The organism is Actinopolyspora mortivallis (assembly GCF_003001495.1).
GTDB lineage: Bacteria > Actinomycetota > Actinomycetes > Mycobacteriales > Pseudonocardiaceae > Actinopolyspora > Actinopolyspora mortivallis_A.
This window is the reverse complement of record NZ_PVSR01000001.1, coordinates 278,126-289,760: the sequence shown is the minus strand read 5'-3', so window position 1 is coordinate 289,760 and position 11,635 is coordinate 278,126. Positions and strand designations below refer to the sequence as shown.

Sequence of the window (11,635 nt, the reverse complement as noted above, 5' to 3'; positions counted from 1 at the left end):
TTCAGAACGACGAGTGCGGATCCTGTCCGACCACCACTCCGGAACCGTCGAACCAGGAAGCCGCGCGAATCGCACGAAACGCGCTGCCACGCTCCCGCTCGTCCAGCCGGTCCAGGAACAGTATCCCGTCGAGGTGGTCGACCTCGTGCTGCAGACACCGCGCCAACAGCTCGGAGCCACTCACCTCCACCGGTTCCCCGTACATGTTCCAGCCACGGGCGACCACGAACCGACGACGACGGCATCTGCGGAACAGCCCGGGCACGGACAGGCACCCCTCCGGCCCGTCCCGCGTTTCCTCCCCGGACCACCACAACGAGGGATTGACCAGATGACCCGCGTAACCGTCGCAATGGTACGTGAACACCCGCAGCGCCACGCCCAGCTGGGGAGCGGCGAGTCCGGCGCCGCCCCGTTCCTCCATGGTCTCCCACAGATCACGCACCAACGCCCGCAACCGCCGGTCGACATCGACGACCTCGACACTCGCCCGTCGCAGGGCCGGATCCCCGAACCTGCCGATCCGCCGGACAGTCACACGCTCCCCCGCCGTCAGAACGTTGTCGGCCAGTGTAGTACCCCCTCACGGAAGGAACGGGTCACCACACTCCCGGCGCGGGGAGTGTGGTGACCCGTTCCCGACAGGCCCCACAGCACGAGCGGAACCTCCCGCGAGGTCTCTCAGGGAGTGGCCGTCAGCGCCTCGGCCGTGTACCGGCAGGAGGGTGACCACAACAGGAACGAGTCGATCCCGTTCGCCCTGGTCGCCTCGATCTGCGCCCGAACCTTGTCCGGTCCGTAGTGCACCCCGAGACTGAAGTCCTGCAACCAGGGAATCACCTCGGCTCCCGTGCCCTCGACGGCGCGTTGCCAGTCCCGCAGGGAACGATTCACGATCTTGTACGGTTCGTTGTTCGGATCGGCCACGTCGTACTCACCGGCACCCCAGTGGGAGGGATAGATCATCGGGGCCACGTAGTCCACGTAGGAGGCGATTCTGGGAATGTTCTGCCCCACCGACTCGGGCCGGTTGACCGTGATTCCGAACACCGAAGCTCCGAGAAGAGTGTCGTGACCGCGAAGTCGGTCACGGGTCTGCTGCAGGAAACCCGCGATGCTCTCCGAGGGGGTCGAGTCCAAGCCGGTGAAACGCATACTGTCGATGTCACCGTCCGGCCTGCGGACGTAGTCGTAGAGGATGTCGTCGAAGCCGAGCCGGGCCGCCTCCTCTGCTATGTCGACGTTGTAGTCCCGAACCACCGGGTTGGCGAAGTTGGTGAACGAGTAGTCCCCGTAGCCACCGTTGTAGGGACCCCCGCCCGGGGTCTGCACCACGCGCTCCCGGTGGCCGGACTTCCAGGACGCCTCGGCCAGCACCGGGTCCTTGAAGGCGACCAGCCTGCCCACCACACGGACGCCGAGATCGTGCAGCTGCTCGACCGTCTTCCTCGCGTCGAAGTAGCCCTTGTCCGCGCCGATCCGCTCGGCCAGGGGCACCCCGGAGTCGTACTGGACCTCACCGCTCTCGTCCTTGAGGTCCAGTTCCACGGTGTCGATGCGCCCCTCGCGGGCCATCCGCAGCACCGGTTCGCGCAGCTGGTCGCTGGCCCAGGCCATGCCGCTCATGTGCACCGCGCGCATACCGGGGTGGTCCATCTCGACCCGCACCTCGGCGGAGGAGCTGTTGCCCGCCCGGTCCCCGGCCGTCACGGTGACCGTGGCCGGCGGGTCGTCGAGCTCCCTGCTGAACCGCCCGGATTCGTCGGGGCTGACCCGCTGGCCGGCGACCTCGATCCAGTCCGCCCCCCGGGCACGTCCCTCCACGGTCACCGGCGCGGAGAAGGACTCGCCGGTGACGCTGTCAGGGGTTTCCAGCTCCGGCGCGGTGGCGTCCACCGTGAAATCCCGTTGCAGGGTCCGGTTCCAGGGCAGCGAACCGGATCTCAGCTCGACCCGGAGCCGGTGCTCACCCTCGGAGAGCTCTCCGGGACGTAACACGGCCCCCTCGTCGTTCACGCTGACGGGGACGGGGTTTCCGTCGACCGTGGCGGTGATGTCCGTCGGGGACTCCGCCCGGACCTCGATCCCCTGCTCCGCCACGTCCGCCGGACGCACCGGGTGGTCGGGAAGACCGGACACTGTGGGCCGTTGCTCGTTCGTCAGATAAGCCACCCAGATTCCCCCGACCACGACGAGCAGCCCCGCCGCGCTCAGCAGAATCCTGAACCAGGAAGAACGGGAACGCCTGCGAGGGGGCCTCTCCGACTCCGTTCCGCCGGAAATGTTGATGTTGTCTTTTTCTTCTGGCGTCGGTTCAACCATCGTGTCACCTCACCTGAATCACCACGGTAAGCCGACGCCGTGCCGCTCGCAGATCGCGACAAAACGTCGTATTCCACGGTGACAGTGACCAACAATTCGGACAATGCCCGGCATGGAGTAACCAAAACCGGGCCAATGTTGTCTACAGTTCGGAATTCATGAGGGGTTCCCACCGAGCAAGACAGTCCACTCGTCACAGCATCCCGCGCCCGCGTGCGCTGCTCGCGCTGTCCGTCTCCGTCGGACTCCTGTTCGCCGGGGGCTGCGCCTCGCCCGGGAGTTCGGAGGCCGACCGCGCGGAGAGCTCCCGGCCGTCGACACCGGACTCCACACCCGCACCGTCCCCCACCACTCCGGCACCGTCCGAGGTGGGGGCCAACGAACTCGGGGAGATCCCCGTCCTGATGTACCACCGGATCACCCCCGAACCCACGAGCGTCTACGACCGCACCCCGCGACAGTTCCGCGCCGAACTGCGCAGACTGGCCGAGGAGGACTACGTCCCGGTGACCACCGCCGAGTACGCCACCGGGCGGATGGACGTTCCCGCGGGCAAACACCCGGTCGTGCTGACCTTCGACGACGCCGCGGAGAGCCAGTTCCGGCTGAACGAGGAGGGGGAACCGGCGGAGGACACGGCCGTGGCGATCCTTCGCGATGTGGCCGCCTCCCACGAGGACTTCCGCCCCGTGGCCTCCTTCTACATCACCAACCCACCGTTCGGTGGCGAACACGCCGAGCGGAAGCTGCGGTGGCTGCACGAACACGGGTTCGAACTCGGCAACCACACCCTGGACCACCCTACCCTGTCCACCGTCTCCGCCTCCGAGGTGACGCACCAGATCGCGGGGATGCGCCGCGAGATCCTCGACGCCGTCCCCGACGCCGAGGTGAGCACGTTCGCCCTGCCGCGCGGTGTCCATCCGGACAGCGAACAACTGGCCCGCAGCGGGGAGTCGCGGGGAACGCGCTACCACCACGACGCGGTGCTGCTGGTCGGAGCGCGTCCGGCACCCTCTCCCCACGCGGCCGGGTTCGACCCGCTGAACGTGCCCCGGATCCGTTCCCAGGGCGACTCCGGTTCCGGGGCGGAACTCGGCTCGACCGCCTGGCTGGACAAACTCGCCGCGGAGCCCTCCCGCAGGTACACATCGGACGGGGACCCCTCGGTGGTCTCCTACCCGGCCGACAGCTCGGTCACCCCGGCCACGGAGTCCGAGCGGGAGTTCAACGCCTACTGACCCGGCTCAGATCAGCTCCAGCGGATCCAGCCGGACCCGAACCGGGTCACCGCCGCTCCGGGCGTGCGCGGCCTGCGCCGTCCACAAGGCGTCCGCCAGGGCGCGCCCCTGTTGCCGGGGGGCGCGGACCAGGGCACGTTCGCGTGGCCCGGAGTCGGTGTCCTCCTCCAGTGGGACCGGCCCCAGCACCTCCGCCTCCTCGGGGAGTCGGATGCGCTCCAGCAGGGCGCTCACGGCCGAGGGGGAACCGTCCACCGAGGCGACCCGTTTCACGGGAGGGAACCCCAGCTCGTTCCGGGCGGCCAGCTCCACCGAGGCGTACCAGCGCGGATCCCACCGCACCAGGGCCTGCACCTGGGTGAACGAGGAGTCCGCCAGTACCACCACACGGCCACCCCGGTCGGCGGGGCGCACCAGGCTCGCCGCCGCCAGCCACAGCCGCAGTGCCTGCTCACCCGCCCGCAGCTCGGGGCGGGACAACAGGGCACGGGCGTCCAGCAACAACGCCGCCCCGTAGCCCCCCGCGACGGGAGGCTCGGCACCGGGAGTGGAGACCACCAGTGACGGACCGGACGGCACCCTGTCCAGGATCCGTCCCCCTCCCGAGGTGCGCACGACGACCCCGCTGAAGGCCCTTCCCAGTTCCTCGGCCGTGCGGCTGGCTCCCACCACGATCGCGCGCAGCCTGTCGGAGCCGCAGTTGTCGCAGCGGAAACCGGCCTCCCCGTGTCCGCACCAGCGGCAGGAGACCGGGGTGGCCCCCGTTCCGGGGCGTTCCGGCACGGCCAGCGGCCCACCGCAGTGCCGACACCGGGCGCGTTCCCGGCACCCCGCGCAGGCCAGGGCGGGCACATACCCCTTGCGGGGGACCTGCACGAGCACCGGCCGTTCCTCCCGCAGGGCGTTCCTGGCGGCTTCGAAGGCCACGGCCGGCAGACGCGCCGCCCGGGTGTCCGGATCCCGTTCCAGCTGGCGGTCGTCCTCGCCGACGGCGGTGACCCGGGGAGCCCGCGCGCGCACCGTGGGGCGCGGGGCCACGATCTCGCGGGCCCAGCCCGACTCCACCAGCAGACCGGCCTCGGCGGTCCGGGCGAACCCTCCGACGAGCAGCGCCGCGCCCGCCGCGTGGGAACGGTGGGTCAGCACGTCGCGGACGTGGGGATAGGGAGCCCGGGGGTAGGCGTGCAGCTCGTCCCCGTCGTCCCAGACGACCAGCAGACCGGGCTCGACCACCGGGGCGAACACGGCCGCCCGGGTTCCCACCACCGTGCGTACCTTCCCCCGGTGCACCGCCAGCCAGCGGCGGTACCGCTCGGCCGGATCCAACTCCCCGGACAGCGCCACGAAACGGCCCGCCCCCAGCAGCTCGGTGCAGGCTTCGCTCAGCCTGTCCAGATCGCGCTGGTCGGGAACCACCACCACCGTGCCCCGCCCCGCCGAGGCGGCCGTGGCGGCCAGCTCGGCCAGCCTCCTCGCCCAGTCCTCGCCGGGCAGCGCCTGCCAGACCGCGCGGGCGGGCCTGCCCGCGCGGACGGCCTCCAGGAAGGTCCGTCCGTTCTCGTACCCGCCCCATCCCGTGTGGGAGGGCGCGACGGGGGTGGAGGCGGCTTGACCGGCGGGCTCGTTCTCGGCCCCGGCGTGCCTGGGAGGAACGGCCAGGCTCACCACGTCGCTCATCGTCCCCGCGTAGCGGCGGGCCACAGCCCGAACCAGCTCCAGGGTCCGTCCGGACAGCACGGGCTCGGTGGAGACGACCCGCTGCAACCAGGACAGCCGGCCGGCGTACTCCGAGTCGGCCACCCGTTCGAGCAGGAAGCCGTCCAGCAGTCTGCCGTTGAACCGCACTCGGACACGACATCCCGGCACGGCCTCCGCGTCCCACCGCGCGGGGATCAGGTAGTCGAAGGGCCGGTCCAGGTGGTGCGGTGACACGTCGACGAGCACCCTCGCCACCGGCAGCTCGGCGGCGGGCACCCGGCTACCGCTCCGGGATCCCCCCCTGCCCCCCGCGGCTTTCGACCTCGACACGCGACCTCCCCCTCACCGGTACGGACCGGCGGGAACCCTACCGACTCCCCGCCCGTCCGCCGTCACGGCACACCACCCGGGCGGAGCGGCCCACGGGAACTCCTTAGGATGACCCGACGGTGGCGGTTGTCGGCCCCTGGAAAGGATCCGCGTGTTCCACGTCGTGTTCTACCACCCCGAGATCCCCGGAAACACCGGTAACGCCATCCGCATGGTGGCCGGGGCGGGCAGCACGCTGCATCTGATCGCCCCGCTGGGCTTCCGGGTCGACGACGCGGACCTGAGACGCGCCGGACTGGACTACCACGACAAGGCCGCCCTGCGGGTGCACGACACTCTGGAGGACGCCTGGGACGTGCTGGCTCCCCGGCGGGTGCTGGCCTTCACCACCCAGGCGCGGTGTTCCTACGAGACCGTCGGATACCAGCCGGGGGACGTGCTGCTCTTCGGCCCCGAGTCGGTGGGTCTGCCGGAGGAGGCACTGGACTCCGGGCCGGAGACCGTGCGGGTGCGCATTCCGATGCTTCCGGGGATCCGTTCGATGAACCTGGCCAACTCGGCCGCCGTCGCCGTCTACGAGGCCTGGCGGCAGCAGGGGTTCGCCATGCCCTGACTCCTCCCTTCGAGTGAGATCGGAGGCAACCACCTCCCGCGTCGCCGTGATCGGGTTGAATCGGCAGCGATCACGACGGATGAGGAGGACATCGTGCGCGGATTCCACCGAACGTGGCGCGGGCTGGTCGCGTTGGCCGTGGTCACGCTGCTCGGCCTGACGGGACCTTTCGGGGCGGCCGGAGCCACCCCGCCGGGAGAGCGGGAGACGGACCACTCCCCGAACCTCGGTGAACAGCTGCGGCGGCGGCTCGACGCCGTCCACGAGGCGGGGATGCCGGGCGTACAGGCGGCGGTACGCCACGGGAGTCGGAGCGCGGCCGAGGCCGCCGGGGTCGCCGACACCCGCACGGGACGGCCACTGCGGGCCGGTTTCCACCACAGGGTCGCCAGTGTCACCAAGACGTTCGTCGCCACCGCCGTGCTCCGTCAGGTCGAGCGGGGAAACGTGGAACTGGACGCGCCGGTGGGACGGTACCTGCCCGAGCTGGTACCCGGTGAGCGCGGACAGCGCGTCACCGTCCGCATGCTGCTGAACCACACCAGCGGCATCGCCGACTACGTCCGAGTGATCTTCGGCTCCTTCTACGAGAACTCCCCACGGGACCTGGACCGCAACAGGTTCCACTACCGCACCCCCGGGGAGCTGATCAGGATGGGTCTCGACCAACCCCCGACGAACGAACCGGGAGCGCGCTGGTCCTACTCCAACACCAACTACGTCCTCGCCGGCGAACTGCTCCGGAAGGTCACCGGGCAGTCGCCACAGCGCTACGTCACACGGGAGATCATCCGCCCGCTGGGCCTGCACGACACCTACTTCCCCGGTGCCAACCCGGTCATCGCCGGACCGCACAGCAAGGCCTACGAGGCCCTGCACCACGTACCGGAGCGGCGCGGCGAGTACAGCGTGTACAACATGACCTGGGCGGGTACCGCCGGAGCGCTGATCTCCACCCCGGAGGAGCTGAACCGGTTCTACCGGGCCCTGCTCGGAGGGAGGCTACTGAAGGAGGACACCCTCGCCGAGATGCGGCGCACCGTGGCGGTCCCGGACGTTCCCACGCTGCGCTACGGGCTGGGACTGATGCGCGTCGAGGCGGGCGACTGCGGTCCACTGTGGGGCCACGACGGCCAGACCTGGGGCATGGTCACCCTGTCCCTGCACAGCGCGGACGGAACCGACCAGCTGAGCTACGGGGTGAACCTGACCGACTACCAGCGGCTCGACGAGGACGGACAGCCACTGCCGCACCCGATCGACCGGGAGCTGGGCGCACTGCAGAACGAGGCGCTGTGCGGCGGCGACTCCACCAAGGTCACCACTCCGGAACCACTCGCCCCGACCCCGGCACGGGTCCGCTGATCCGGCACGCCGGGGCACGGCACCACACCCCGGCCCGCCCCGGCGTCCCACCGGACCGGCGGGAGCCTCAGAGCTCCGCCAGGGAGCGCAACGCCTCGGCCCGGTCGGTGCGTTCCCAGGGCAGGTCCACGTCCGTACGCCCGAAGTGCCCGTAGGCCGCCGTCGGCGCGTAGATCGGCCGCAACAGGTCCAGATCCCGCGTGATCGCCGCCGGACGCAGATCGAACACCTCGTTGATCGCCGCCTGGATCTTGACCGGATCCACGTTCTCCGTACCGAAGGTCTCCACGAACAGACCCACCGGCGCGGCCTTCCCGATCGCATAGGCCGTCTGCACCTCGATCCGGCTGGCCAACCCCGCGGCCACCGCGTTCTTGGCCACCCACCGGGTCGCATACGCCGCCGAACGGTCCACCTTCGACGGGTCCTTACCCGAGAACGCGCCACCACCGTGCCGGGCCATACCCCCGTAGGTGTCCACGATGATCTTACGACCCGTCAGACCACAGTCCCCCATCGGACCACCCGTGACGAACCGACCCGTCGGATTCACCAACAGGCGGGTGTCGGAGGCCTCCAGGGAGAGATCGGACAGTTCCGGAGCGACCACGTGCCGGTGCACGTCGGAGGCGACCTGCTCGTCCGGGTCCACCTCCTCGGAGTGCTGGGTGGAGACCACCACGGTGTCCAGCTTGACCGGCTGGTCCCCCGCGTACTCGACCGTGACCTGGGTCTTGCCGTCCGGGCGGAGATAGGGCAACGTGCCGGACTGCCGCGCACGGGTCAACCCCCGGGAGAGCCGGTGGGCCAGGGCGATCGGCAGCGGCATCAGCTCGGGGGTGTCGTCACACGCGTAACCGAACATCAGCCCCTGGTCACCGGCGCCCTGCCGGGCGATCTCGTCGATGGCACCCTCGACGCGGGACTCGTACCCCGTGTCGACCCCCTGGGCGATGTCCGGGGACTGCGCGTCGATGGAGACGTTGACGCCGCAGGAGTTGCCGTCGAAACCCTTGGCCGAACTGTCGTAGCCGATTCCCAGAACCCTCTCCCGCACGATGCCGGGAATGTCGACGTAGGACTCGGTGGTGACCTCGCCGGCGAGGTGCACCTGGCCGGTGGTGACCATGGTCTCCATCGCCACGCGGGAGCGGGGGTCCTGGGCCAGCATCGCGTCCAGGACGGCGTCGCTGATCGAGTCGGCCATCTTGTCCGGGTGGCCCTCGGTCACGGACTCACTGGTGAACAACCTGCGCTGGTCAGGTCCCATCGGACACCTCGCCACACGAAGAACGGTCTGGTGGGCCACCTGTCCGCGTGGCACGCGGCGAGTCACGGCCCCGTGTGATTACGCTGTTCAGCCTACGGGCAGAACTCAGTTCCCGACGAACCGCCCGCCCACAGCGTCCCACACTCTGGACGCGAGCAGGGACTTCGCTCCGTGCGGGAGCGGACGTCGTTCGCCCGAGGAGGCCAACAGCCACCCCGCGTTGTCCTCGACCTCGAAGGCCCTGCCGTCGCCGACCGCGTTGACCACGAGCAGGTCGCAGCCCTTGCGGGCCAGTTTGTCCGCACCGTGCTCCAGCACACCCGTGTCGGGATCCCCGGTCTCGGCGGCGAAGCCGACCACCAGGCCGGTGCTCAGAGCCCCCGTACGACGGGCCTCGACGAGCTCGCTCAGCACGTCCGGGTTCCGGACCAGTTCCACCGGGGCGGGATCCGAACCGGTCTTCTTGATCTTGTGGGCCGCGTGCTCGGCCGGTCGGAAGTCGGCCACCGCCGCCGACATCACCACGGCATCGGCCCCGGATGCGGCGGCGAAGACCTCGCCGCGCAGCTGTTCGGCCGTTTCCACCCGGCGCAGCTCCACGCCGGCGGGAACCGGAAGATCGGCGGTGTTCGCGGCGACCAGGGTGACCTCGGCACCACGCTGGGCCGCGACCCGGGCGAGCGCGAACCCCTGTCTGCCGGAGGAACGGTTACCGAGGTAACGCACGGGGTCCAACGGCTCCCGGGTACCTCCAGCGGAGACCACCACGCTGCGCCCTTCGAGGTCCCGGGGCAGAGCCGCGGGGTCGGCCAGCAGCAGCCGCGCCAGATCCACGATCTCGTCCGGATCGGGCAGTCGCCCCTTGCCGGAGTCGACTCCGGTCAACCGCCCGCTGGCCGGTTCGGCGACCACCACACCCCGGGCACGCAGGGTCGCCACGTTGTGACGGGTGGCGGGGTGCTCCCACATCTCGGTGTGCATCGCCGGCACGAGCAGCACCGGGCACCGCGCGGTGAGCAGCGTGGAGGTGAGCAGGTCGTCGGCGAGACCGTGGGCCGCCCGGGCGATCAGGTCCGCGGTGGCCGGAGCCACCACCACCAGGTCGGCCCGCTGCCCCAGCCGCACGTGGGCCACCTCGGGAACGTCCTCGAACACGTCGGTCCGCACCGGGTTCCCGGACAACGCCTCGAAGGTGGCCGAGCCGACGAACCTCAGGGCCGCTCGAGTGGGGGCCACCCGGACCTCGTGGCCGCTCTCGGTCAGTCCGCGCAGCACCTCACACGCCTTGTAGGCGGCGATGCCGCCACTCACGCCGAGGACGACCCGTGCGCCGTCGGAGGCGCCGTCCTCGCTCACGCGCCCTCGGAGTGCTGCAGCACGCCCGCGTGGATCTCCCGCAGGGCGATGGACAACGGCTTCTCCCTCGGCCCGGGCTCGACCAGCGGACCGACGTACTCCAGCAGTCCCTCACCGAGCTGGGCGTAGTAGTCCTGGATCTGCCTGGCCCGCTTGGCCGCGTAGATGGCCAGCGCGTACTTGGAGCTGACGTTGTCCAGCAGATCGTCGATCGGCGGATCGGTGATGCCCTCGGCCACCGTGTTCGTACGGGACTCGGGCTTGGGGTACTGGCCGCCGGAAAAGGCGGCCAGCGAGTTGGGAATGCTCACGTGCGTGGCTCCTGTGCTCTCCGACGGCGATCGGGTTCGTCGATCAGGGACGTCGACTCGGCGAACCCACCGGACGACTCCGGCCCATCGGCCGACCGGTCCGCGGCGGAGGAGTCCGCGCACGGCGTCTCCACGACCCACTCGGTCGGCCGCCCGGGGCGGCCGACCGGGAGTCCGCCGCTAACCGGAAGCTGGACCGGTTATCAATCGTACCAACTCGTCCACCGCTTCCCGCACGTCGGCGTTGACCACGGTGGCGTCGAACTCGGAACTCGCCGCGAGCTCGGCCTGGGCCGTGTCCAGCCGCTGTCGAAGGACCTCCGGGTCCTCCGTACGACGTCCGGTCAGCCGGCCCACGAGATCGTCCCAGGAGGGCGGCAGGAGCATCACCAGCCGCGCCTCGGGCATGCTGCGCCGCACCTGACGCGCCCCCTGGAGCTCGATCTCCAGCACCGCGGGCCGCCCGGAGGCCAGCGCCCGCTCCACGGGCGCACGCGGCGTGCCGTAGTAGTTGCCCGCGTACTGGGCGTACTCCAGCATCTCACCGTCCGCGACCATGCGCTCGAACTCGGCTCGGTCGACGAAGTGGTAGTCCACCCCGTCGACCTCTCCCGCCCGGGGAGGTCGCGTGGTCACGGACACGCTGAAGTAGACCTCCGGTGCCCGTTCGCGCAACTCGGCGAGCACGCTCGACTTGCCGACACCGGAGGGACCGGACACGACGGTGAGCCGGGGGGTGCCGGCAGCGGCACGCCCCGGTCGCACACCGTCATCCGCGTGGATCACGCCGCGTCGAACTCGGCGAGCAGCGCCTTGCGCTGACGCTCACCGAGACCACGCAGCCTGCGGCTGTTGGCGATCTCCAGCCGCTCCATGATCTGTTGAGCGCGGACCTTGCCCACGCCGGGAAGGGCCTCCAGCAGCGCGGAAACCTTCATCTTGCCGAGAGTCTCGTCGTTGTCAGCACTGTCCAAGACCTCGGCCAGGCTGGTCCCACCGCGCTTGAGGCGCTCTTTGAGCTCAGCGCGGGCGCGACGGGCGGCAGCCGCCTTTTCGAGTGCCGCAGCCCGCTGCTCCTCGGTCAGCTGGGGAAGGGCCACCATGTCCTCCGTGATGTGGGTTTTCTTGA

11 protein-coding genes are annotated in these 11,635 nt (G+C 70.3%); 3 read left to right on the top strand and 8 right to left on the bottom strand.

Features of this window, described 5'->3' with window-relative positions; all coding sequences use genetic code 11:
• Position 1: 1 nt before the first annotated feature.
• Together def and CEP50_RS01340 are read right to left on the bottom strand one after the other, a co-directional pair.
• On the bottom strand, positions 2 to 538 hold the full coding sequence (gene def / locus CEP50_RS01345) for a peptide deformylase (RefSeq protein WP_106112069.1): 537 nt from the start codon (positions 536 to 538) through the stop codon (positions 2 to 4).
• A gap of 143 nt (positions 539 to 681) precedes the next feature.
• On the bottom strand, positions 682 to 2,322 hold the full coding sequence (locus CEP50_RS01340; RefSeq protein WP_258174646.1) for a putative glycoside hydrolase: 1,641 nt from the start codon (positions 2,320 to 2,322) through the stop codon (positions 682 to 684).
• Between the two features lie 158 nt (positions 2,323 to 2,480).
• Between CEP50_RS01340 and CEP50_RS01330 the strand changes: the two genes are divergently transcribed.
• Positions 2,481 to 3,563, top strand: coding sequence for a polysaccharide deacetylase family protein (locus CEP50_RS01330; protein WP_258174644.1), 1,083 nt, complete (start codon positions 2,481 to 2,483; stop codon positions 3,561 to 3,563).
• A gap of 6 nt (positions 3,564 to 3,569) precedes the next feature.
• Here CEP50_RS01330 and CEP50_RS01325 read toward each other — a convergent pair whose 3' ends face one another.
• Positions 3,570 to 5,591, bottom strand: a complete 2,022-nt coding sequence (locus tag CEP50_RS01325) for a primosomal protein N' (protein WP_258174642.1) — start codon at positions 5,589 to 5,591, stop codon at positions 3,570 to 3,572.
• A 151-nt stretch (positions 5,592 to 5,742) separates the two neighbouring features.
• Here CEP50_RS01325 and CEP50_RS01320 point away from each other — a divergent pair, with 151 nt between their 5' ends.
• Both CEP50_RS01320 and CEP50_RS01315 read left to right on the top strand, forming a co-directional pair.
• Entirely contained in the window at positions 5,743 to 6,204 is a 462-nt protein-coding gene (locus tag CEP50_RS01320; protein WP_106112064.1) for a tRNA (cytidine(34)-2'-O)-methyltransferase, read from the top strand.
• 93 nt (positions 6,205 to 6,297) lie between these two features.
• Positions 6,298 to 7,569 (top strand): serine hydrolase domain-containing protein, encoded by a 1,272-nt coding sequence (locus tag CEP50_RS01315; RefSeq protein WP_106112063.1) that lies wholly within the window; start codon positions 6,298 to 6,300, stop codon positions 7,567 to 7,569.
• A gap of 67 nt (positions 7,570 to 7,636) precedes the next feature.
• Here the strand turns inward: CEP50_RS01315 and metK are convergent, their stop codons facing one another.
• The 5 genes from metK to mihF all read right to left on the bottom strand — a co-directional run bounded on the left by metK (position 7,637) and on the right by mihF (position 11,606).
• Positions 7,637 to 8,839 (bottom strand): methionine adenosyltransferase, encoded by a 1,203-nt coding sequence (gene metK, locus CEP50_RS01310; RefSeq protein WP_106112062.1) that lies wholly within the window; start codon positions 8,837 to 8,839, stop codon positions 7,637 to 7,639.
• A 105-nt stretch (positions 8,840 to 8,944) separates the two neighbouring features.
• Positions 8,945 to 10,195: a bifunctional phosphopantothenoylcysteine decarboxylase/phosphopantothenate--cysteine ligase CoaBC gene (gene coaBC / locus CEP50_RS01305; RefSeq protein WP_106112061.1), complete on the bottom strand. Its 1,251-nt coding sequence runs from the start codon at positions 10,193 to 10,195 to the stop codon at positions 8,945 to 8,947.
• A complete protein-coding gene (gene rpoZ, locus CEP50_RS01300) occupies positions 10,192 to 10,506 on the bottom strand; it encodes a DNA-directed RNA polymerase subunit omega (RefSeq protein ID WP_019853685.1) in 315 nt (104 codons plus the stop codon). The genes coaBC and rpoZ overlap by 4 nt, the downstream gene beginning before the upstream one ends.
• A gap of 180 nt (positions 10,507 to 10,686) precedes the next feature.
• Entirely contained in the window at positions 10,687 to 11,292 is a 606-nt protein-coding gene (gene gmk, locus CEP50_RS01295; protein ID WP_106112060.1) for a guanylate kinase, read from the bottom strand.
• Entirely contained in the window at positions 11,289 to 11,606 is a 318-nt protein-coding gene (mihF, locus tag CEP50_RS01290) for an integration host factor, actinobacterial type (RefSeq protein WP_026448910.1), read from the bottom strand. Before mihF ends, gmk begins: the two co-directional genes overlap by 4 nt.
• Positions 11,607 to 11,635 lie beyond the last annotated feature (29 nt).

Bases quoted from the DNA above. Each gene is read 5' to 3' on its own strand.
- CEP50_RS01340 (WP_258174646.1), bottom strand. From the start codon at position 2,322: ATGGTTGAACCGACGCCAGAAGAAAAAGACAACATCAACATTTCCGGC.
- CEP50_RS01330 (WP_258174644.1), top strand. From the start codon at position 2,481: ATGAGGGGTTCCCACCGAGCAAGACAGTCCACTCGTCACAGCATCCCG.
- metK (WP_106112062.1), bottom strand. From the start codon at position 8,839: ATGGGACCTGACCAGCGCAGGTTGTTCACCAGTGAGTCCGTGACCGAG.